Here is a 22,063-nt window from a genome sequence, read left to right as displayed (position 1 = left end):
GATGCTATTCATAAGTTCGACCGATTTTTCAGATTTTTCCTGTTTTTTTCCATGACAAGCATGATTTCCGAAAACCCGGAATGCTTGACGGAAACCGAGAATGCTGCTAAGTTTTATCAAAGGGAGAACATTCTATATTAGCAAGCTCAGCGGTAACCTCAACGGCCTCAAATCCAACCAAATTCAAAGACTTAAAAAAATTTCCGAAAAAAGAATCCGGGAAGACGTAATCGTTAGTCAAGAATTTGCGCGCACTCTCTGTGAATTATCCTTAGAAATCGGCAAACAAATCGGAGTCCTAATCGATCGCTCAGGCCACGTAACGCATGTGTTGGTCGGCTCCGACAATTCGATCGAAATTCCCTTTTTGGATCGACTCCGTACTTCCGAAGCGAGGCTTCGAGGTCTCAGATTGGTCCACACACATTTAAAGGGAGAATCTTTGAACCAGGAGGATTTGACCGACTTGGCTTTGTTGCGTTTGGATTATTTAACCGCAGTCGTTATGGATTCCTTTGGAAATCCGAACGGATATTATTCCGCGCATCTCAATCCGGAGTCGGAAGACGAACTTTGGATCGTTCTTCCCAAACGATTCCCCGGACAATTGACGGAAGGAATCCTGGAAGAAATCTTAGAAATAGAATCCAGACTTTCCCGTTCGAAAAAAAATCTCAAAGACGCTCAGAAGGAAAACCGCGCTTTCCTAGTAGGCGTTTATCCGGAAAGAAACGTAGGCAGACATCCTTCTTTGTCTATGGAAGAATTGAAAGAGCTTTGCAGAACCGCGGAGGTTCACGTCGTGGATACGTTTATGCAGAGAAAAAATCGCCTCGACCCTTCCACGGTTTTGGGTAAAGGAAAATTGCAAGAGATCATTTTGAAAGCGATTCAGAAACACGTGGAACTCCTCGTGTTCGATCTGGAACTTACGCCTTCTCAAGCGAAAAAAATTTCGGATATCGCGGACATCAAGGTGATCGATAGAACACAACTCATTCTTGATATATTTGCAAGAAACGCGAAAAGCAGAGACGGTAAACTTCAGGTGGAATTGGCGCAGCTCAAATACCTGAAAGGGCGTCTAACGGAGTTGGACGATAACATGTCCAGGTTGACCGGGGGAATCGGAGGAAGGGGGCCGGGAGAAACAAAACTGGAAATCGGAAAACGTAGAGTCGAAGAAAGAATTACAAGACTCGAAGTGGAACTCAAATCTCTCAAAAAACGAAGGGAGATCAGTCGAAGACAAAGAAAGAAAAACGAATTGCCCGCCGTAGGCATCGTCGGTTATACGAATGCGGGAAAGTCCACTCTCTTAAACGCTCTGACAAACAGCGACGTTCTTTCCGAGAACAAACTTTTCGCCACACTCGACCCTACCACGAGAAGAATTCGTTTTCCCGAAGAAAGGGAAATCGTAGTATCCGACACCGTAGGTTTCATTCACGATCTTCCTCCCGAACTTTCCAACGCGTTCAAAGCGACTTTGGAGGAACTGGGAGACTCCGATCTTTTGGTACACGTCGTGGACGTTTCCAACCCGGATTACAAACTTCAGATGGAAGCGGTCGAAAAGATTTTAGAAGAATTAGAACTTTCTCATATACCGATGATCCAAGTGTTCAATAAAATCGATAATCTCGAGAAGTTCAAAACTTGGGCGGTTGAAAACGATTCGAACGGTTATAAAAAATCTTCCCGCCCTTCCGTAAATCACGGTCCGGGGCTGGAGGCGATTTCGGATTTGAAAGAGGATTTGGGAATCGACGTTCACTCGGATACGGTTTTAGTTTCCGCGTATCAAGGTTGGGGTTTGAAAACTTTTCTGGATCTTTTGGAGCAGAGAATCTACGATCACTCCCGCTACGGAAATCTTCGAATTTAGATCTCTTATCTTTCCAAAATATACAATAGCCAAATCAAGAATAACGGTTCTTATTCCGTAGTGCTTCCGTTTGTATTTTATCACGGAGAAAAGAAATGGATATTGGGCGAGTATTTCCTGAATCAATTTTCACTCAGTCAAGAAGAACAAATTCTAAAAGACTTTATCCCGAATTTCAGGATCGACCTTTTTGATTTGTCCGGGGTGGATTTAAAAAAGAAATTGGAACGTATAACGCTTCGAGTAGTGTTGGGTGTGGTTCAGAGGATTCGGGATGGAGAATTGGATTTTATAGCTCACTTACCCGCTTTATTTTCAGTTTTAGTCAACATAGAGGATGAATCTAAAAGAGTTGAAATCCTAAAGAAATTGTTATTGTATATTTATTGGGTGCGGGATTTTAAACCGTCCACATTGAGGGAAGTCCTTCATACAGCGAAATTGGAACAATACGAGGAATTGACTATGACAACAGCAGAACAATTGATCGCCGAAGGAATACAAAAGGGAATCGAGAAAGAAAAACTGGAAGCGGCCAGCAAGATGTTTGATGAAGGGATCAAAATCGAAGTAATTCTTAGAGTAACCGGGTTAACCGAAAACGATCTCAAAAATCACGGATTCCTTTGAATAAAAAGAAATCCCTCTTTTAAACGTTCCCCATCAAACCCTTTTAGGCGCTATAAGTCGAACGTTAAGTCGTTTGATCGTCAAGAAAAGGCCCTTTCTGCTTCCTCAACGGAGTGATAGATCTGTACTTTTTTAGGAAGTTCCATCAAACGAATTACGTTTTCCAGAAAGTGATTGAGGCCGCCGATCACGATTTTGCCGGAATGTTGATCCACAGTTTTGATCAAGGTGAGAATCGTAGCGACTCCTACGCTGTTGATGTATTCGAGATTCGAGAGATCTAAGATGATGTTATAAACTTCGTCTTCGAAGATGAAATGGATTTTGCGGGAAATCTCGAAAGAGTTGGAGTTAGTCACCTTTCCGTTGAATACAACGAGTTGGACTTCCTTATCGGGGAGACTTGTTCTTATCGTCTCAATGTACAATGAATCAAATTCTACTCTCGCCATGAAAATTCCTTTATCTCTTCGGGTAAATTTTTCCTCTTAATAATTGAAGCCCGATTTTCCCGTAAATATCATATCGATCTCAAAGTTTGTCTTCTAATCGAATTGCAACCGAAGTATGTCGGATTAAAGACAATTCGTCTATGATCTTCAATGATTTTTTTATATTTTCTTCCGTTGCGGGATGTGTAATCACGACAACCTCAACGGGTTCTTTTTCAGTCTCATTTTGTCTCACGGAAGAGATTGAAATTCCGTGATCTCCCAACACCTTGGAAATTTCAGAAAGAACTCCGGGCAAATCCACGGTCGTAAATCTGAGGTAGTAACGCACCAAAGAACCGTTAGCTTCCGAGATAACCGCTTGCGGAAAAAGATTGTTTTCCGCAATAATCCCTCCGTTTCTTCTCGCTCCGTAATAAAGAACGTCGGAAACGACTGAAGAAGCGGTCGGTAAAGCTCCGGCTCCCTTTCCCACAAACATTCCCGGTCCCGCATAGACGGTTTGATAATAAACCGCATTCATCTCGTTCATAATATTGGCAAACGGATGTTTGATCGGAATCATCACGGGTTGGACTCGGGCCTCGATCTTATGAGACAACTTCCGTACGAGTCCGAGAAGTTTGATTCTATAACCGAGTTCACTCGCAAATTGAATGTCCAATCCGCTGATCTTTGTTATACCTTCGATTTGTACACTCTGTAAAGGAATTTTTTCGGAGAACGCCAAACTTCCTAGGATACTGATTTTGTGAGCGGTATCGATTCCTTCCACGTCGAAGGTTGGATCCTTTTCCGCAAAGCCTAAGTCTTGAGCGATGCGCAAAGCTTCCGAATAATCCAGATGTTCGAGTTCCATCTTGGAAAGAATAAAATTTGTCGTTCCGTTGAGAATGCCGTATAACGAAAGAAACGAATCGGAACCAAGACCGGATTTGATCGAGCGAATTACCGGAATGGCTCCGGCGACGGACGCTTCCATTCCGATTTCCAAATTGTGTTCCCGCGCGAGAGAAAACAACTCGTCGCCTTTTTGAGAAAGTAGGGCTTTGTTTGCCGTAATCACCGTTTTTCCGTTCTTTAACGCGTCTTTTACGATCGAATAGGCTACGTCCGTTCCGCCGACGAGTTCTAAGATCATATCGATTTCAGGATCGGTAACGATTTTTTGATAATCGGATTCTAGTTTACAACTTGGAAAACTTTGAAGTTCCTTTCTGATTTTTTCGGGAGTTCGAGTACAAACGGAGGAAAGAATCAGTTCTATTCCGAATTTTTCGCGGTATTTGGTACTTTCTTTTTTAAGAATTTCGATGACGCCTGACCCGACGGTTCCGGCTCCGATCAATCCAATACGAATGCGTTCCATGGTTTACCATCTTCGTAGTTTGCAGGGAGGATTCACTCAATTTTCAAAGTAGAAGCGGCGTTCTTGAAAGGGTTGAAATTTTATTTTAATTTACAACGAATCATTTTTCTGGTACCAATCAAAGATAAGTTCTTAAATTCAAAAATACAGGTCCAAATGGCAAACAAAAGAAGGCCTCCTAGAAAAAAGCATAATTCAAATCAAAAGGGTCCGGGGGGAAATCGGGAAAACCCCGATTCCAACCGAGGCGGGAACGAACAGAGAGGAAGACATTCTCACCAACAGCGTCAGCAGCAAGGAAAGAATTTTCAAAGAAATCAAGAGTTCCATCGCAGAAGTCAGGAACTTGCCGTGGAAAAAGATTCCGCTCCTAAGGCAAGAATACCGCGAGAAAACGGGAAGTTCGTGATCCGTGCGATTCTTAGCGTTAGCGTTTTGCTTTTAGGAGTTTTCAGTTATTTCATTTGTGAAAACTATCATACGAAAACTCCCGTCTACGGAAAACGCGGTTGGGACGATTCATTTCATCGATCGGCAACTTGGACCGAAGCAAATGGAATTTGCGATGAAAAGGGAAAACGCCTTCCCGGAAAAGATCAGCTTAAAACTTTCAGCAAAAGGGCGGATCAGAAATTAAAAAGCGCGGGCGTGTTCTGGTCTTCCAGCCAAGACGGAGCAACGGGTTATTACTTTTCGGTTAATTTCAAGGACGGTTCGGAAACGAGTAGTCCGGGAACGATGAAGTATAACGTGATCTGCGTTAAGTGAAATCGACAAGTCTCTTTTCAAAGTCCAAAACGTAAGACAATTCTCATTCGATACGAATTTTTCCAAGTCGACCGATTTCGTATCGATGAAAATTTCCAGGAACCCTTCATGATTAAGAAAATATCCGGCAGAATCGTCACTCACGACAAAGATTTTTTTGGAACCGTGGAATGGGATTCTAATACGGGACTGATTCTCGAAGTTCGCGAGTATACCGACACGGTTTTAAACGTAAAGCCAAAGGACGAAGAGATCCGATTCGATTCCTCCGAGGCCGTAATCTTTCCGGGTTTCGGAGATATTCACATTCACGCTCGCGAAGACGAGAGCGGCAAACACACATACAAGGAAGATTTTATTTCCGCAAGCGCCGCCGCGGTCAATGGAGGAGTGGTTCACGTCGCCGATATGCCGAATAATCCGATTCCACCCGTCGATGAAAATACATATTCAAAAAAGCGCAAGTTAGCCGATCGTTCTCCGATACACATAACGTTGTACGCGGGGATCGGGCCGAACACAAAACCTTTAAAACAATCCGTCCCCTATAAGGTTTTTATGGGGCCGAGCATCGGAGAACTTTTTTTTCATAACGATCAAACTTTGGAAGATACGATCCGCAACTATACGGGAGAGAATATAAGTTTTCACTGTGAAGATCCGATAATTCTGGAAAAACATCAGGACGAAAAATTTCACGAGGATAGGAGGCCTTCCGAGGCGGAAACGACGGCGACCGACTTCGCTTTATATCTGATCGAAAAATACGATCTCAGAGGCAAACTTTGTCATTATTCCACGGGAGAAGGTTTGAACAAGATCAAACTCGCTAAACAAAAAGGGATCAAGATCACCTGCGAAGTTACCCCCACACATTTGTTTTTCGATAAATCCATGTTGACTCCCGAAAATCGTCATTGGTTTCAGATGAATCCTCCTCTTCGAGACAAGGAAGATCGGGAAAGAATGCTCGAAGGAATCAAACAAGGTTGGATCGATTATCTTGCGACCGATCACGCTCCTCATAGTATCGAAGAAAAACAAAAGGGTACGAGCGGGATTTCGCAACTGGATACGTATTCACTTTTTGTAACATGGTTGATTTTGAAAGCGGGGGTGGAGTTGAAAACGATCGCAAAGATTTGCGGGAAAAACCCGGGCGACTTTGTGAACGAATATCTTCCCGAAAAATTCGGAAAAGGTTTCGGAAGAATTGAACCCGGGTATTCGGCGAATTTCACCGTTTTGAATTTAAAAAAGCCGAAGAAATTTTTAAAAGAAGAAATCAAAAGTAAATCCGGCTGGTCTCCTTTTGAAAATTTCGAATTTCCGGGATCGATTGAGGCGGTGTTTTTTTTGGGAACTCGTGTGAAGTGATCGGAAAATTTTAACCCTGACATCCGATCTCTATCCGCTGACTCCTAGTACGCGGGAACTCCAACAAACGTCCTTTCAGGTTTTAGGACAAATTCTTTGTTAATCCCCTAAAAGTGTAATCCCTTGCCAGTTTTCAGGAACTCCAAACCTGCAATTATGCACCGACTTTTCCAAGTAGACTCTCGCCGCTTGATCGGCTCGGTTTTTTTCCAGGATTCGATTGAAAACGACGCAGGCTTCCTCGAAATGTTTTTCCCTGAACAAAAGAATTCCGCGTTCGAATTCCTCTCTTGTGTTCATATAAGAATTGATTAGATTTTCGGGAAGTCCGTTGAATACTTCCAAAACCGTATAAATGCTTCTTTGATCTCGAATCTGAATCCGATCCACAACTCTGTAAAAATATCCGGATGAATTTGTTAAACGAAATAAAGTCGAATCGGTGATCAACAGGGAAGAATCGTACATTCTCGAAAGTTGTCCTATTTTCGACGCGACGTTCACCGAAGGCGAAATGACGGTGCTTTCCATCCTTTCCGCCTCTCCGATCGTTCCGAGTAAAATCGGTCCGGTATGAATTCCGCTACCGGACCGGACCGGATCTTTTCCGTTTGCGATTCTTTCCCGGTTAAACTCTCTTAAAATTCGTTGGATTTCGACGGCGCTTTCCAAGGCCTTTTCGGGTTGCGGAGGAAATAAGGCGAGAAAAGCTTCTCCGAAATATTTATCGATAAATCCGTCCCTTTCACGAATCACAGGACCGACCTTACCTAAGAAGGAATTGATGAATTCGAAATTTTCCTTTCCGGTCATCTTTTCGGAATGATCGGAAAAAGTCCGGATTTCGTTATAGAGAAGGCTCATCTCTTCTTCCACGATGTCCCCGAGTTTGATATCAAGAATATCATGTTTATTTAATATTTTTAGCAATTCCTTCGGAACAAAAAGTCTGTATGAAGAATTCACTTTTTTTAAACTTTCGGACATGTCTTGCACCGCGTCGAAAGCCAGAGAATATCTTTTGGCTAAAAGAAAGGCTTCGGAAAAAATGAGAGCGATCAATCCGAACGGAGCGAGAATGAACGTAGGTATGATTCTTTTATTGTAAAAAACATCCTGACTGTATGCGAGAAAGACCGCGGACATTCCGATTAGGATCGCGATGGCCCCGGGTTTTTTTCGAATCAATGCGAGAGCCAATGCGTAAAACCCGATTGCAAAACATAAAAATGTAAAAACGTAATAGGATTCGATGGTTCCCGTAAAAAAAACAGGGTCTTGAGAAACGACTATCAAGGAAAAAATCGAAGCGATAAATACGATCGCGTAATAAATTTCTTTTTTTATCTCTTCCGGAAATAAGGCTCGCAAAAACGCGGTTGTAATCGGAGGAATCAGATAAAAACTTAAGTAAACGATTCGCATATGTGCGATATACGAAACTCCTGGAAAAATCACATGAATAAGATTTTGCCCTGTGCTGATTTCTCTGAAACAAAACACAAAACAAAGAATTCCGAAATACAAAAGAGCCAGGTCTTTCTTTCTCAAAAAATAAAGAGTGAAATGATACAATGCCATCGCGATTAAAAAACCGAGAAGAAAAACGTCCACGGTCATTCTTTTTTCCCTGAGTCGAATGATCTGATCTTCGTTTCCGAGGATCAAACGCGCCGTCAATCCTCCTCTCGCGTGATAAAAATTGGAAAGAGGGATTCGAATTTGAAATTCTTTCTTTTGAACTCGGAACGGTAAAATTTTTACGTTCCATTCGGGAGTGGAAGTCTCCTGTGTTTTTCCGGGAATACCTTGAGATCCGATTTTGGTTCCGTCGATCCAAACCTCGTACGCGGTTTCGGAGGTTTCCGCTAAAATAGCAAGACTTGCCGAACTTTGATCTTCGGGGAGAATCACTTTCAAAAAGTATGTTGCGATTCCGGTGCCGGGATAATTTTTTCCATCCGATTCTTGGATTCGAGTCCAGGCTTTAGGGACGGGTATGGTTCGATTTTTTTCCGAATCAATATTCGGATTTTCGGTAAATTCATTCCAACGAAAGTTCCAATCTCCTTGTAAGGCAACCGGACCGTATACTTCAAGATTCCAAGAGGAAAGATCGATTACTCCGGAAACGGCGGAGATACGAGGTCGCTCCGATTCCAGCGCACATTGATTGAAAACAAAAAAGAGTCCGAAAAAAAACAGAATTCGTCTTTGGAAAAAGGTTAAAAAAATCATGGAGCTTTTCTTGATTCTCTGCTGCAATTTTGGACCGTCTCGTTACTCACAAAGTTACCCGGATTTGAACATAAAATCCGAAGTATAATTAAGATAAACATCGGAAAAACTTAACTCCTCTATACGTCGGCTCTTGGTGCGCTAATATTCACTACTCAGGACTATATAATAGAGTGTTTCGAATTCCACCTCTAAAACGGCGATTCGTCTCAAAATTTATAGACTCTATGAACATGGGGGATCAATCAAATAGCTCCTAAAAAGGACGATTATTTTCGAAAGTCGATCGATATTCGATTTTTTTTAACGATTGTGATTTATGCAAAATCTCTTATACTACGCGCAAATGAAGCAGCATCAAAAATCAAACGCGGGGGCAAATTCCGAGACGCGAGATATCTCCGAAAAACATAGAATCGCATCCTTTTGGAAACGGTTTCTTTTTTTTGGCGCAGTTCAAAACGGAAACGTTTCACGAATTCATTCTCTTTTGCAAAGCGGATTTGATCCGAACCTCAATCGTTATCACGGTGTGACCCCTCTTTCTCTCGCGGTGAAATACCATCGATTGGAAATCGTTCGCGTACTCATGGAATATCACGCGGACCCGAATCTTTCCGACGACAAAACCGGATTGACTCCGCTCATCCATTGTATCTTGGAAGATTTTTCTCCGGAGACGATGTCGGCTTTGATCGAAGGCGGAGCCGATCTCGACCAAAGAGACGGAAACGGAATGAGCCCTTTACATCATTGTATGAACGAAGGAAAGCTCGAACCGTTACGATCGCTTTTGGAAAAGGGAGCCGATCCGAACGTTCGGGATTTTGACGGAGTCACTTGTATTCATCTTGCAAAGTCTTCTCAGGGAATGTCCGAGTTTACCGAACTACTTTTAAAACACGGAGCCGATCCGATCATCAAAGACAAACACGGAAAAACCTATCTGATGTAGTCGGCTTTAAAAACGAATTCAATTGACAGGTTATCGAGGAGCGAAAGCTTGAAAGTAAAATGAAACCTCCCGAAAGTCAGTCCTGTCAACATTACCCGGAATGCGCCGGTTGCGATCGATTGCATATCGGTTACGAAAAACAACTTCAACACAAACAGGAAGAGATCGAAAAACGGTTCGGAGGTTTTAAGGGACTTGAAATCCGAAAAATCGTAAAGAGCCCGAAGGAACAGATGTACCGTCATAAGGTTCAACTTCCCTTCGGACATCGTAAGATCGGAAAAAAAACCGTTCTTACTCTCGGACTTCATAACAAGGAAAATACTTTCATCATCGATCAAAAGGAATGTAGAATTCAAGACGCCGACTTGACGACCGTGGCTGCGGCGATAAGGCACTGGGCGCGCACCGAAAATCTCAGTCCGTATTATGAAAAAAACGGAAGCGGACTTTTAAGACATATCGTACTCCGAAAAGCGAACGCTTCCCAGGAGATTTTGGCGGGAATCGTCACGAACACGGACGAGATTCCGGGAAGAAAAAATCTCACCAACAGCTTACATTCGTATATTAAACAATTCTTAACTAAAGAAAAGTCGAAGGCCGAAGTCGTGGGAATCCTGCAAAACGTGAATCGTAGAAATACGAAGGTCGTCTTGGGCGAAAAGGAGACGACTTGGTACGGAAGACATTTCGTGAAGGAAAAGATCGGTAATCTTGATTTTCAGATCGGTCTTTCCACTTTCTTTCAAGTCAACCCGTTTCAGATCGAAAACCTTTATAATCAGGTATTGGAAGGGCTTTCAAGCGGATCGAGCGTGGTAGACGCTTATTGCGGGATCGGTACGATTTCCTTGTATGTCGCCGCAAAATCCGAAAAAGTAATCGGGCTGGAGGAAAATCCGAATTCGATCCGTTCCGCGATCGGGGCCGCAAAGGCGAACGGAATTGAAAACGTGACGTTTATCAAGGGAAAGGTTTTACACACCTTACGAACCGCCTTGAACGAAAAGCCGGACGTTGTGATTTTGGACCCTCCTAGGGAAGGGCTTGATTCGGAAACAAAAAAGATATTATTAAATTCTAAAGTGAATAAGATACTTTACGTTTCCTGCAACCCGGAAACCCTTCGAAGGGACGCGATCGAACTTACGAAAAATTTTAAATACGACAGGATAACTCCGGTGGATCTGTTTCCGCATACGAGTCATCTGGAAAGTGTTTCCGTTTTTACGAGATGATTTTTATTAGAGTTGTCGAAAAATTAATTCTTCATCTGTTTTTGCTTCATTGAAATGGTCGATTGAAGCAGTTTTGTCAATCGCCACTATGGAATTTTTCAACAACTCTTTCTAAAAAAGAAATCAAATATCAATAAATGATAAACTTGATAAAGTTCAACAAAGGACGATTCGAGCTGAAATCGAATTTTCAAAGCGGAATCTTTTTAGAATTCCTAAAAAACTTGAAAACTTTCTCCGCGAGTTCTTCCTGTTTCGTAAAAAAGCAGATTTGATATTCCGTTTCTTCCTGAAAGGTTTTGAGATACGAAAGAGCGGACTCGATTCTAGTTTGATCGAGATGAACGAAGGGTTCGTCTAAAAGTAGAATTCCGTTTTTAGGAACGGTTTTACGCGCCAAGAATAACTTGAAAATCAGATAGAAAGTAGCAAGGGTTCCGCCGGAAAGATGATCGATGGATCTGAATGTGCCGGACTCGTCCTTCATCTTGATCGACTCTTTTTTATCGATCGCTTCGAAAGAAACTTCCCGTTTCGGAAGTAAAAGATCGATTTCCTTTCCGATTTCGGAAGCGACAAATACAAACTGAGCCGATTGGTCCTTGGAGATTTCTTCCACGAGTCCCTGGGCGATTTTGGCGGATCTGCGTCTGGATTCCATTTTAGAAAATTCTAATTCTTTATCGCTCAGGGATTGAATCGTATCGATCAGATCCTTTTCTTTTTCCGGAAGGGAATCCCGAATCCGCGCGTCTTCCACTTGAATTACAGTATTCAAATTTCTTAATTCGTTATCCAACGATTGAAGTTCGTTTTCGAGTTCCTTTTTTTTAACGTCTCTGAATTGTCTTTCCGGGTCGTTCGGAAATTGTGTCGGAACGTCCTCCATCGTTATGATCGCCGTTTTTTGTCTGATTTCCAGGTCTTCCAGACTTTTGGCGACGTTATCCGTAAGAATTTTTTTCAAACCCTCGGAGAAGTTTTTGGATTGAGCCTGAAACTCCGCGACTAGTTTGTGATAGTCTTGGATCGTCGCCGAACTTCTATCCTTCAACCAGGAATTTCTTTTGGATTCGAGTCCGGAAATTTTTTCGGATTCGAGTTTTAATGACGATCGAATCGGATCCAATTCGCCGTTTAAAGTACGGATTTCCTTTTCTAAAGATTCGATTCCATGAGCGTTGAGTTCGTAGTTTTGGATTTGTTTTGCGAAAAATTCCCTCAGATTTTCCATTTTTTCTATGATAGGAATCGAATATTCCGGAAACGTTAAGTTCCATTGGCCTGAAATTTTGAGGACAAAGTCTTTTTCCTTTTCGGAACTGTATCGAAAAACGACGGATTCTCTTTTTTGCGAAATTAGAAAAACTCCGAGAGCGATCAAACCGCCGGAAATCAAGGTTCCGCTCAAAGCGGCAAAGGTTGAGAGTTTGGAAAATAAAAACGCGCCGAATAAACCCAAAAGACCGAATCCGACTAAAACGAATCCTAAAAGTTTTTTCTCGGAGTGAATCGATCGAATCTCTTCGTTAAAACCGTCTTCCCGAAGGGTTCTATCGATTTTTTCGTTCCATTCCTCCGCTTTTTGTTTTCTCTTTTGAAGGACGGAAAGTTGATTCAGGAGCCGATCCAATTCCTTCTTTTTGGAATCGATCGCGTTTTCTTTGTCTTTGAGTAGGGACTGAGAAGAGGAGAAGGCGCTCCTTGATTTTTCGATTTCTTTTTGAAAACTTTCGAAAGCGGAAGACTCGTCCTTTGCATAAAGAAAGTTTTTTTTGATCGATTCTTGGATGGATTTTAATCTCTGAATTTCGGAAAGAGAATCCAAAAGTTGAATCTTCTTTCGAATTTTAGAATCCAAAGCGGAATCCTTTTCGATACGGGCGAGTTCGTTTTTGATCTCGGTCTCTTTGTTCCGATCTTTGAGATGTTTTTCCTCTTTTTCGACTTTGCTTTTATTTCTGGAATGTAAGTTTTCGATTTCGGAAACCAACGCGATCCTTTTGGTTTTCAAATCCGAAATATCCTTTTTGAGGGATTCGAAAAAATTCGAATCCTTACTTCCCGTTTTGGGAGAATGGATTTTTTTGAACGAACCGGAGATTCCTTCCAAGTCGACTCCGCTGTTTAAAAGTTTGCTTCGAAGAAAATCGGGTTTGATAAACTTATCGTTGTTAAACGCAAATTCCAGTTCTCCTTCCCGGAGAGAAACGCAGTGAACGAACTGAGGAGCCGCGTCCTTGGAAAGATCGGGAACATTCCCGACGATTTTATAACCGTCCAAACATTTTTCACCGTAACGGGCAAGAATACTTTTTTTCGGTTCTTGACTCGCCGTAAGAAACTTGCTTCCGATGGCGAGTCGGAGCGCGTCGAAGATCGTGGTTTTTCCGGATTCGTTTTTACCGAAAAAGACGGTGACACTTTCCGAAAGATCGAAATTCTTTCCTTCGAATTTTCCGAATTTGAGGAGTTGAACGCCCGAGATCATCTTAATTTTTCCCCGCATTTTCTTCGATCTGTTCGAGACCTAAGACTAAAATTTCGTTCCAATCGGGAGAATCCGCGCCGTTCCAGTTCGTCTTTTTATCCATTAGCTTTTCGTAAAATAGTTTTGCGATCGGGTTGTCGATCAATGTGGACGAGGTTTTGAGATCTCCCGTTTTGATATCCAATTTTCTGCAAACGAGGGATTCTCCGAAACGAAACAGAATTTCCGAGACGGTATGTTCGTCTTCCACGATTCCGGAAACATGGATACGAACGAAATCCCGCTTGGAAACTAGAGAAGGAATTTTGGAAAGTTCCGGAACTTCGCCCGTGAGAGTTGCGGAAACGGAAAATTCCTTAAATTCTCCGGCGGAGGAAAGGATCTTTTTTTGAAGGACGGGGGTTCCGTTTTTTCCGAGGGATACGATGTTGACGGAACGCGGACCGAATTCACCGGAGGAAACGACTCTCGGCGAACCGGGGTAGGCTTTGAGAAGGGAGCCGGATCTTTCGGAACGTTCGGAGTGAATATGGCCGAGCGCCAAATAGTCGAACTTGGCTTCCTCAAAAGGTTTAGAATCCAAAATCGAATCGGCTTCTTCGGGGGAGGGACCGAGGTATTCCACGAGTTTGGTATCGGTTCCGTGAAGGAGCGCGATCCGGTATTGAACCTTCTTTTCGTTGAATTGAATATTCGAATAATCTAAAGTTCTTTTGAAGGGAAAGCCGAAGAACTCGGCGTCGACGCCGTCGACTTCCTCGGTCCAAAGTTTGTAGTGATCGTTTTTTTGCGGATACGACATCGGAGAAAGATCCGCGGAAATCGGAAACGTTCCCTCCGGAATTCCGAGCTCTTCGTGGTTTCCGGGAATATAAAAAATTTTCCCGGAGAAAGTTTTTAAAATCTCTTTCACTTCCTCTTTCAGCGCGGCAATATCCGAGTTTCGATCGAAAAGATCTCCGCAAAAAAGGATATGAGTGCATCCTTCTTCCGTCGCGCCGGAAATAATTTCTTTCAAGACGCAAAGAGAATAATCTCTTTCCTTTTGACTGAGGTGAAGGTCCGCCGTGTGTAAAAATCGAATCATGATCTGGTTCCTGCCGTCAAAGTTTATCCTCCTCCCCGGACAATATTGGAAAGGACTTTGAAGATTTTTTTTCGGGGCTTTCCGTCCGCTTCGCGGACGGTCGCGCTGCTACGGGCTCGCGGATTCCCGCTCGGTCTTCGTCTACGCCGAAGACGATCCCCTCTGCATCGCTAAGCCGGGGAAATACGTTGTAAAGTCTGACTCCTAAAACCCCGACATCCGAATCCTAAACCGCCGATCCCTAACATCTATCCGTTGAATTTTTAATCGGCCTGATCTAAAAAAGAAATCAGATGTTGTTCCGCGTATTGAATGACTTTTTGAATTCGATCGGAAGCGTTCCATTTTTCGGAGATCATCCTAGGCGCGCCCCAAAGAAAAATCGCTTCTATAAAAACTTTGCGAGGATCCGGAAAGAAGGATTCGATTTTGATTTCGATTCCGTGGTCTTCCGAGTCTTGGGGATTGAGGGGAGGCAGAACAAATCTGAGTCCGCCGCCTAATATGGGTCTTCCGAGTTGTTGCAGGTTGTCTTTGCTCTGACGGAGTCTTTTTTCCCAAATCTCGCCAAACGCGTGTTCTGTGGAAGAGTCCGTTAAAAGACGAACGGTAAGGTCGCTCTTTACCACGTTTTTTCCTTGGATCTGCCAGACCTTGTCGAACGCTTCGATTACTCTTTCAAAGTCTTCTTCGATGGATTCCAACGAGCCTTCCGGATTTTCGGAAATGACGAGCAGTTGTGTGATATTCGGTCCGGCGTTGACGATCTGAACGGTCAGGATCGATTGAGAAAGTTGTCTTGTGAATACGTTTTGATTCGGTGCGTAGTTGGTTCCCGTGATTTCGATTCCTAGTTCTTCCAGATTGGATTGGAACTGAAGGATCTCGGATTTGGATCGAACGACGACCGGTAAAAATAGATCGCTGAGTCCGACATGAATGAGGCTTCGATTTCGGTTCATGATTTGCAGTCTTTGAGTCCTTTGTCTCAGACGGATCTTTTTTGAACAGAAAAGAAACGGAATTCGGGTTGAGGTTATTTGTATTTCAAAACGAATAAATCCTGAAACCCGCGGCTGGGAATTTCGTTTACGGTGCCGTCCGTCGTTCCGGAACAATAGAGATTTCCTTTTAAGTCGAGTCCGATTCCTACGCCGTACATAGATACGTCCGGAGTTCCGATTTGTCGAGCCCAAACGATTTCTCCCAAAACGCCGTGTTTAGTTAGAAAAACGTCCTGTTTTCCGTAAGAACCGTTGACTCCATCTATGATATTTCCGCTGGTCCAGCCGGTCATAAAAACGTTCCCACTCGCATCGGTTAAGATTGTGTTGATCACTGTCTGTTTCTGGGCATCGTCGTCGGTTGGACCGAATTGTTTGATCCATTGTTGAACTCCGGACGAATCGTATTTTACTAAGGTTCCGCGAAAGTTTTTTCCGGTCTCGGAGTTGGATTCTAAATTAGCGTTGCTACTTCCGCCTACAAAAACGTTGCCCGACGGATCAATGCTGATAGATTTACCTTCGATCGTTCTTAAAGCGAGGCCGAGTTGAGCGAAGACTTGTCGATTACCGTCGGGATCGTATTTAAGAATTAAAAGGTCGAAGTTTCCGATGCCGGGTATCGAATCCGTCGCAAAGTTTCCTTTTACTTGGTTGGTCGTATAAATATTACCCGTAACCTTATCAACGGCGACTCCGCCCGGATGAACTTGTCCTCTTGTGATCGAAACCTGTTTGACCCAAATTTGATTTCCGTCCGTATCGAATTTGAGGATGAAACTGTTGAGTCCGCTCTTCGGGCCGCCGAAGGGTCCGATGGAATTTCCGACTATATAAGAGTTTCCGAATGTATCTACTGCGATTCCCGTTGAGTAAGTTAAATAACTTACTCCTTTGGCGCCCGTTTGTTGGGTCCAGACTTGGGTTCCTTCGGAATCGAATTTGATTACGAACATATCCTGCCCGCTTGCGCGAGGGCTCACAAAATTGCCTTTTGTATTACCGATTACATACGCGTTTCCGTTCGGATCGAGTGCAACTCCTGTAACATCTAGAACCCCCGCCGGAACTCCTATTTGTTTGGTCCAGATTGGATTTTTATTAGAATCGTACTTTCCAAGGATGATGTCCCTGATTCCGATCCGACTCGGGTTGTAAACGGCGCCGTCCGTCGTTCCTGCGACGTAGGAAAAATCGTTTTTATCCACGGCAAAGCCGACACTGGCGCCGCTTATTGCGTTCGGGGCTCCGACCAACAAGGACCATTCCAATTCTAAGGCGTTTAAATTTTTGCGAAAGGAACCGAACGAGGTGGTTTCAGTTTCGTCTTCGATTTCGGCTCCCGTTTTTACTTCGGTCTCGAAGTCGACTCCTTCTCGGAATAAAAATTGAATCCAGTAGTCTTTTGTTTCCGGATTGGACGAATTGATGATTTGTGTTGGACCACAAGCTTGAAAGAGTATAAAAAGAAAAACGAAAATCAAAATCATAATATTTTTCCTTATTTAGCCATTTTAAGGGCGCTAGTGTGAAATTAAGGAAAGATTTTGTATAGAGATTTCGGTAGGAGTAGGGTATAACATCCTACTTCCGTAGGATTGTAGAATACTTTAGAAGGGCATTGTGCCTTATCCGAATATCGAAGCGAAAAGTTTTAGAGATTCCTAAAGGAAGTCCTAATGGGACGTCGTCTTCAGCCCCAGCCCTCTCCGCCGTCCAGGTCCGCCCAAAGATACCAGGAAAGAATCGTTCTAAAGGGAGAATAGCTCTTTAAGAAATGTTGAATTTCCTTTTTGTTGTCCTTGGAAATCCCGTAGTGTTTCTCGACGGATTTTCTAAGAATCAGATCGTTGATGGAAAAATGATCCCAACGATCCAAGGCGAAGATCAGGACCATTTCCGCGGTCCAAGGCCCCACACCTTTTAAGGAACAAAGAAGGTTTAGAACATCAGAATCTTCTAATTTACGAAGTTTGGAATCCGTGATATTCCGTTTAAAATAAGCTTCGGCGATTCGTTGGATCGTTTCGGTTTTGGCTTGGGAAACTCCGATCTTTCTCATATCCGAGGTCGGAATCCTAAGGATTTGTTCCGGAGAAGGGATTTTTTTACTTTCCGCCAAAGCGATCAATCTGCGTTCAAAGGTCAGGGCTACTTTGACGGAGAGTTGTTGTCCCAGAACGGATTTAATCAAAACCTGATAAGGGGTTCCGATGGTTCGTAGTTTACAAGGTCCGACGTGATCGATCAGTCTTTTTGTGACGGGATCTTTTTTGCGAAGCCAATCGGACGCTTTTTTAAGACGAACGTCCCTATCTTTTAAAGCGATAAAAGAACTTTTTTTAGGATTGGCGGATCGGGAGGAATCTGGAAAAGGCATTCAAGTCGACTAACACGGGTTATACTCTTTTTTTGAGTTTGTTTTCCATCTGAGATTTTTTTCTGTAGACATGAACTAACTTTTCCAGTTCGACCAAATCGGTACAACTGAGTTTGCCTTGATCGAGTTTGATCCATTTGTTTTTGGTCAAAAGGTCCAAAACCAAGTTTTCGTCCTTAGGATAGGAAAGACCGACCATTTTGATCAAGTCCTTCGTGCCGATTTCAAAGTTATACAAAACTTTCGGAGTGATTTTGATTCTATTCTTTTCAACGAGAGTCAACAAAGTATCGGCGATTCTTCCCTGAGGGTCGTTGATCATCAAGTTCGCGAGTTGTTTATAAGCGGTCCAAATTCTTTCGGAGAGAAGTGTGATCAGGCGGGTTGCGAGTTGAGGTTGAGCTTTGACCATCCCTTCGAAGTTGGCCTTGTTGATCGCGAGAACTTGAACGTGGCCCCACGCGATCGCCGAAGCGGATCTAGGTTTGTTATCGAGAAGAGCCATCTCCCCGAAGATGTCTCCGTTTTGAAGAACCGCGAGCAGCACTTCGTTTTTATCCACGATTTTAGTGATTTTAACCTTACCGTTTTGAATGATATACAGTTCTCTGCCGGGTTCGTGTTCGCAAAAGATCATTTCGTTGTCTGCATACATACGATTGAACTTGGTGAGATCGATCGCGGGAGCCTGCATCGGCTGATTCATCGTTTGTAATTTCAGTTTTGCGTGAGTCGCAAACGGACCGTTCGGAAGATATTGAAGATATTTTTGGAATGCGTAAGCGGCGTGAGGGTTGTTCTTCTGATTGAAGTAATTCTCTCCGATGTTGTAGAGTTCGTTCGGATCTTCTTCGACTGCGGAACGGAACGTAAGACGTGTGATCGTCTGGTCGAATTGGCGGAGTTTCATGGAAAAGTAGCGGATGATTTTCATCGCTACCGGAGTGTTTCTTTGAATGAGGGTTCCGAATTGATCGTAACTCACTTCGATCACCGAAACGTCGGTGAGAGCCACCGCAGATTCGATCTGAGCGTGTTGGCTCATAGCGGCGACAACGCCGAAAAAATCTCCGGGGCCTTGAACGGAATTCGGGTCTTCGCCGACGACCGGGTTTTCTCTACCGATTTTTACCTTCCCTTCTCGAATAATAAAGAAACTAGGAGAATCCTTTTTACCCTCTACAATGATGTAGGAGCCCTTCTGGAAATTAACGATTTGGAAGATCCCTGTGGACATGCTGTTATGTTAATATTTTTTTTGAAAATCAGAGTTCAACTGTTTTCATTATCGGTTTTCAGGAATCGAATCTCGAAAAAAAGAACTACTTTTCTCCGCATTCCGACATTTCCGTCTTTGAATCGTTTAAAATCTCCCATTCCGAGAGTTCAGAGGAGGCTTTTTCGGCGAGTTCTCTGGAAAAGGACTGAGTGCAGATCGATTTAAAAACTTCTATTGCTTTGTTCTCTTCGCCGATTTCAAGATAGAGTTTACCCGCTTCGAAAAATGCGTTTAAACCCAGGGAAGAAGTCGGTTCCTGAGAATACTGATGTAGATTGATTTCTAGGACTTTTTCAGGACGCCCAAGTCTGGAATAATTATTTTTTAAAATCTGATAGGCCTTGTTTTTAAATTTACTCGATGGAAAAAGAATCAGGAAATTTTTAATTTCCTCGATGGACTTATGAAATTTCCGGTCCTTATACGCCTCTTCCGCGATCCTAAGAAGATTTTCGGCCTGGGTTTCCTGAAGGGGATTGGCTTCCGATCGCAAGGATCCGGAAATGAAAATCCAAGTTAAGAATAAAATGATAGGAACTCTTGCCCCAAAATTTGCGGAACGATTTATAAAAGCACCTAAAATGCGGGAACTCCTACGAAGATAGGATTGGCCGGGAAAGGATGGTTTGTCGTCGGAAATGTTCCGATAGAGGACAAGTCGCTGAGTTTCTTTCGGGGAATGTTCCGAATATCGCGATTCGCAAATCGGAACGGAATCTCGAATCGCCTTTCCAAAAAGGGAAGTTTGAAACTTATGACGAGTTGTAAGTATAATGAAGAATCTTATGGCCTGCAAGATAAAACTCCGAAGGAAATATTCCTTCTATTATAAGGATTATCTGCAGGTTTTTCGAAAAGGTTGATTACTTTTTCTTATCGATTGTCTTACGATGGTGTTCGCAAAGCCTGTAGAGTTTTCCGGAAGAAGGGTTTTTCTTGGTAACCTTCGTTCCGCATACGATACAAAGGCCATTGTTTCTTCTTTTTTGATACAAAAGTTGAACTCTTTCAGCGCCGGACAGGTTATATTTACTGACCTGTATTCTGAATCCTTTATATAAGTAATTTCCCACCGCTTCAATGGATTGGGATTTAACACCCGTTACGAGGGACTCAAGATCGTCGTTCGAGATTTTTTTCGGTTTCATACAGATATTTATGACGAAATCACCTAATTAAAATTACAGAAAAAAACAAAGACTAAGCCTTTTTTTTACGAATGACGTAAAAAACAAAACATCTTTTATCTTGAACCGAGTTTAAAACGCAATCATTTGAAATATTTTTTCTAAAATAAAATTCATATCCCAAAACTTAGCGAACTCAAATTAAGAATCGGTATCGTTCTTTCTTAGTAAAAAACGATTTGCCTGATTCTATTTCATATGACTTGAAATCGCCATCAAGCAATTTTTCTGTCGGATCATCGGCCGGGACAATTATAAAGTTCATCTTAGGATTTTTGTGATCCGACGGCTTTCTCGTTCTTGCAGGAGGCAAAACAGGTTTTAGGGCGAATCCTAAAACTCGATTTTTGTTAAAATGGAAACCGGACTTTGCCAGGGACTTTAACGTGAGTTTAAGAAAATCAAAAGACGTATGGCTTCGATTTCTAATCTACAAACTAGAAAGATTTCCGATTCTTTTTAAAAAGGAATCAAACGATTCCGCAGGAATTCCTACGATTAAAAGTGGGAAAACGACGAAAGGCTTGCAAAAAACGAAAAGTCTTTCAGAATTAAAGGGAAATTTTGTGGAAGAAGTCAAGGAGGATTGTATGGAAAATCGAAGATTGTTCTCAAATGAATCACACCAAAGTTCCCTTCGAACTCGGAAACGAGTTCTTAGGAATTTCAGTTTTGCATCTAGTGTTTTTTTTCTTATTTTTTTTGTCTTATTTACGAACGTAGGTTGTAAGCCGAGTGCAAAAGATCAAATTCAAAAGATATTGTCCGATCGCCAAATTCCGGTCGAAGAGAAAATTCGTCAAACGTCGTTTCTTTTGTTAGGTGACCGTTTGAAAGAAATCGAAATATCTCCGAGTATTGCCCCGGACGGAAATACGACGGATAGGGTGAGAGTGACTCTTGCTGTAGGAGGGAATACCGCTCTTACTTTTTTAGGACAAAAAGAATATAAGGAAAGAATGAAATTGGAAGTGGCATTGTTATCCTTCCGAGTTTTACAAACTCTCAAAAATCTTCCTATAGAAAGTTTTCGGGTAAGCATCGTAAAACCGTATTATGTGAAAAATTCTCCGACGGATTCCATTGAAGAGTTCGAAGTGTTTCGGGCAACAATGGAAAAAAATTCCCTGATTCGGATCAAAGGATTTGAAACCGTGGATTCTTTTGCTGCGGATTCCTACGATTCTCCCGAACCTGCCGTTCTGGACGTAATGGTTCAAATCGTTCAGTCTTGGAAAGTGGAACTGGACGAATTGAATCGCGTGGAACTGAATTGATAAGGTTCTTTACCGCAGAAAGTTCCGTTGTGCTATCCGGAGGCCGATTCATGGGAGGCACCATCTATGCGTTTCTTTTCGTAATGACTTAGCAAGGTTTTCTTACTTGTTTTACTTGCAAATAGGGAAGGGCAGGTGCTAAATATGCGGGAACTCACACGATCCTAACTAAAGTGAATTCGTGGAGAAAGTTTGGGCGAACCCAGCCTTACCGGCCGGACCGTGCTTTCCGCTAACTCAATATTTCTCCCGTCGAGCGACCCTAGAAGCGAGACGTTCTAACTCTTGCATCGCTCTAAACTCAGCAGAACGCTTTTTAAGGGGCGCGTTTAAGAAACTCATGCAACGCTCTCTCCTATGTTTCTTGTGTCAAGCCCTCCCGCTATTTTTTTTTTACATAAGACCATATTGGGCTAATTTTCGATTTAATATATTTTCGG

General features: G+C 42.7%; 16 protein-coding genes and 2 pseudogenes. 7 read left to right on the top strand and 11 right to left on the bottom strand.

Annotated elements, in window-relative coordinates; translation table 11 throughout:
* The first annotated feature begins 60 nt into the window (after window positions 1-60).
* Together hflX and LEP1GSC194_RS02320 are read left to right on the top strand one after the other, a co-directional pair.
* A pseudogene (gene hflX, locus LEP1GSC194_RS02325) lies at window positions 61-1,888 on the top strand (GTPase HflX).
* Window positions 1,889-2,518, top strand: coding sequence for an Rpn family recombination-promoting nuclease/putative transposase (locus LEP1GSC194_RS02320; protein WP_331272591.1), 630 nt, complete (start codon window positions 1,889-1,891; stop codon window positions 2,516-2,518).
* Window positions 2,519-2,598: 80 nt separating this feature from the next.
* Here LEP1GSC194_RS02320 and LEP1GSC194_RS02315 read toward each other — a convergent pair whose 3' ends face one another.
* Together LEP1GSC194_RS02315 and LEP1GSC194_RS02310 are read right to left on the bottom strand one after the other, a co-directional pair.
* Window positions 2,599-2,970, bottom strand: a complete 372-nt coding sequence (locus tag LEP1GSC194_RS02315; RefSeq protein WP_017810021.1) for an STAS domain-containing protein — start codon at window positions 2,968-2,970, stop codon at window positions 2,599-2,601.
* A 79-nt stretch (window positions 2,971-3,049) separates the two neighbouring features.
* Complete coding sequence (locus tag LEP1GSC194_RS02310; protein ID WP_020772126.1) at window positions 3,050-4,339, bottom strand: homoserine dehydrogenase; 1,290 nt, start codon at window positions 4,337-4,339, stop codon at window positions 3,050-3,052.
* A gap of 156 nt (window positions 4,340-4,495) precedes the next feature.
* On the opposite strand from LEP1GSC194_RS02310, the gene LEP1GSC194_RS02305 reads away from it, so the two are divergent.
* Complete coding sequence (locus LEP1GSC194_RS02305; RefSeq protein WP_036040916.1) at window positions 4,496-5,107, top strand: LIC_10572 family protein; 612 nt, start codon at window positions 4,496-4,498, stop codon at window positions 5,105-5,107.
* 108 nt (window positions 5,108-5,215) lie between these two features.
* On the top strand, window positions 5,216-6,484 hold the full coding sequence (locus LEP1GSC194_RS02300; RefSeq protein WP_020772111.1) for an amidohydrolase family protein: 1,269 nt from the start codon (window positions 5,216-5,218) through the stop codon (window positions 6,482-6,484).
* 99 nt (window positions 6,485-6,583) lie between these two features.
* Here LEP1GSC194_RS02300 and LEP1GSC194_RS02295 read toward each other — a convergent pair whose 3' ends face one another.
* On the bottom strand, window positions 6,584-8,722 hold the full coding sequence (locus LEP1GSC194_RS02295; RefSeq protein ID WP_020772201.1) for an adenylate/guanylate cyclase domain-containing protein: 2,139 nt from the start codon (window positions 8,720-8,722) through the stop codon (window positions 6,584-6,586).
* A gap of 346 nt (window positions 8,723-9,068) precedes the next feature.
* Here LEP1GSC194_RS02295 and LEP1GSC194_RS02290 point away from each other — a divergent pair, with 346 nt between their 5' ends.
* Both LEP1GSC194_RS02290 and rlmD read left to right on the top strand, forming a co-directional pair.
* Window positions 9,069-9,677, top strand: a complete 609-nt coding sequence (locus LEP1GSC194_RS02290; RefSeq protein WP_036040913.1) for an ankyrin repeat domain-containing protein — start codon at window positions 9,069-9,071, stop codon at window positions 9,675-9,677.
* Window positions 9,678-9,736: 59 nt separating this feature from the next.
* On the top strand, window positions 9,737-10,918 hold the full coding sequence (gene rlmD, locus LEP1GSC194_RS02285) for a 23S rRNA (uracil(1939)-C(5))-methyltransferase RlmD (RefSeq protein WP_017809512.1): 1,182 nt from the start codon (window positions 9,737-9,739) through the stop codon (window positions 10,916-10,918).
* Window positions 10,919-11,108: 190 nt separating this feature from the next.
* Here the strand turns inward: rlmD and LEP1GSC194_RS02280 are convergent, their stop codons facing one another.
* The 8 genes and pseudogenes from LEP1GSC194_RS02280 to LEP1GSC194_RS02245 all read right to left on the bottom strand — a co-directional run bounded on the left by LEP1GSC194_RS02280 (window position 11,109) and on the right by LEP1GSC194_RS02245 (window position 20,307).
* Window positions 11,109-13,409, bottom strand: a complete 2,301-nt coding sequence (locus tag LEP1GSC194_RS02280) for an ATP-binding protein (RefSeq protein WP_020772166.1) — start codon at window positions 13,407-13,409, stop codon at window positions 11,109-11,111.
* A gap of 1 nt (window position 13,410) precedes the next feature.
* Window positions 13,411-14,496, bottom strand: coding sequence for a metallophosphoesterase family protein (locus LEP1GSC194_RS02275; RefSeq protein WP_020772170.1), 1,086 nt, complete (start codon window positions 14,494-14,496; stop codon window positions 13,411-13,413).
* Window positions 14,497-14,759: 263 nt separating this feature from the next.
* Window positions 14,760-15,458, bottom strand: a complete 699-nt coding sequence (locus LEP1GSC194_RS02270) for a hypothetical protein (protein ID WP_020772144.1) — start codon at window positions 15,456-15,458, stop codon at window positions 14,760-14,762.
* Window positions 15,459-15,532: 74 nt separating this feature from the next.
* Window positions 15,533-16,990, bottom strand: coding sequence for an SBBP repeat beta-propeller lipoprotein, LipL53 family (locus LEP1GSC194_RS02265; RefSeq protein WP_020772184.1), 1,458 nt, complete (start codon window positions 16,988-16,990; stop codon window positions 15,533-15,535).
* A gap of 203 nt (window positions 16,991-17,193) precedes the next feature.
* Window positions 17,194-17,880: a DNA-3-methyladenine glycosylase family protein gene (locus LEP1GSC194_RS02260; protein WP_017809775.1), complete on the bottom strand. Its 687-nt coding sequence runs from the start codon at window positions 17,878-17,880 to the stop codon at window positions 17,194-17,196.
* Between the two features lie 19 nt (window positions 17,881-17,899).
* The gene (locus LEP1GSC194_RS02255) at window positions 17,900-19,117 is read right to left on the bottom strand and encodes a cyclic nucleotide-binding domain-containing protein (RefSeq protein WP_020772207.1); all 1,218 of its coding nucleotides are present in this window, start codon (window positions 19,115-19,117) and stop codon (window positions 17,900-17,902) included.
* A gap of 48 nt (window positions 19,118-19,165) precedes the next feature.
* Window positions 19,166-19,727 (bottom strand): annotated as a pseudogene (locus LEP1GSC194_RS02250) (tetratricopeptide repeat protein).
* Window positions 19,728-20,022: 295 nt separating this feature from the next.
* The gene (locus LEP1GSC194_RS02245) at window positions 20,023-20,307 is read right to left on the bottom strand and encodes an LIC10235 family protein (protein ID WP_003006342.1); all 285 of its coding nucleotides are present in this window, start codon (window positions 20,305-20,307) and stop codon (window positions 20,023-20,025) included.
* A gap of 629 nt (window positions 20,308-20,936) precedes the next feature.
* Here LEP1GSC194_RS02245 and LEP1GSC194_RS02240 point away from each other — a divergent pair.
* Entirely contained in the window at window positions 20,937-21,623 is a 687-nt protein-coding gene (locus tag LEP1GSC194_RS02240; protein ID WP_036040910.1) for a hypothetical protein, read from the top strand.
* The last annotated feature ends 440 nt before the right edge of the window (window positions 21,624-22,063 follow it).

The organism is Leptospira alstonii serovar Sichuan str. 79601 (assembly GCF_000347175.1).
GTDB lineage: Bacteria > Spirochaetota > Leptospiria > Leptospirales > Leptospiraceae > Leptospira > Leptospira alstonii.
The sequence above is the reverse complement of the archived record's forward strand: the minus strand, read 5'-3'. Positions and strand labels throughout refer to the sequence as shown.

Coding starts and splice junctions, on each gene's coding strand:
- LEP1GSC194_RS02315 (WP_017810021.1), bottom strand. CDS start 2,970: ATGGCGAGAGTAGAATTTGATTCATTGTACATTGAGACGATAAGAACA.
- LEP1GSC194_RS02310 (WP_020772126.1), bottom strand. CDS start 4,339: ATGGAACGCATTCGTATTGGATTGATCGGAGCCGGAACCGTCGGGTCA.
- LEP1GSC194_RS02305 (WP_036040916.1), top strand. CDS start 4,496: ATGGCAAACAAAAGAAGGCCTCCTAGAAAAAAGCATAATTCAAATCAA.
- LEP1GSC194_RS02300 (WP_020772111.1), top strand. CDS start 5,216: ATGATTAAGAAAATATCCGGCAGAATCGTCACTCACGACAAAGATTTT.
- LEP1GSC194_RS02295 (WP_020772201.1), bottom strand. CDS start 8,722: ATGATTTTTTTAACCTTTTTCCAAAGACGAATTCTGTTTTTTTTCGGA.
- LEP1GSC194_RS02290 (WP_036040913.1), top strand. CDS start 9,069: ATGAAGCAGCATCAAAAATCAAACGCGGGGGCAAATTCCGAGACGCGA.
- rlmD (WP_017809512.1), top strand. CDS start 9,737: ATGAAACCTCCCGAAAGTCAGTCCTGTCAACATTACCCGGAATGCGCC.
- LEP1GSC194_RS02280 (WP_020772166.1), bottom strand. CDS start 13,409: ATGATCTCGGGCGTTCAACTCCTCAAATTCGGAAAATTCGAAGGAAAG.
- LEP1GSC194_RS02275 (WP_020772170.1), bottom strand. CDS start 14,496: ATGATTCGATTTTTACACACGGCGGACCTTCACCTCAGTCAAAAGGAA.
- LEP1GSC194_RS02270 (WP_020772144.1), bottom strand. CDS start 15,458: ATGAACCGAAATCGAAGCCTCATTCATGTCGGACTCAGCGATCTATTT.
- LEP1GSC194_RS02265 (WP_020772184.1), bottom strand. CDS start 16,990: ATGATTTTGATTTTCGTTTTTCTTTTTATACTCTTTCAAGCTTGTGGT.
- LEP1GSC194_RS02260 (WP_017809775.1), bottom strand. CDS start 17,880: ATGCCTTTTCCAGATTCCTCCCGATCCGCCAATCCTAAAAAAAGTTCT.
- LEP1GSC194_RS02255 (WP_020772207.1), bottom strand. CDS start 19,117: ATGTCCACAGGGATCTTCCAAATCGTTAATTTCCAGAAGGGCTCCTAC.
- LEP1GSC194_RS02245 (WP_003006342.1), bottom strand. CDS start 20,307: ATGAAACCGAAAAAAATCTCGAACGACGATCTTGAGTCCCTCGTAACG.
- LEP1GSC194_RS02240 (WP_036040910.1), top strand. CDS start 20,937: ATGGAAAATCGAAGATTGTTCTCAAATGAATCACACCAAAGTTCCCTT.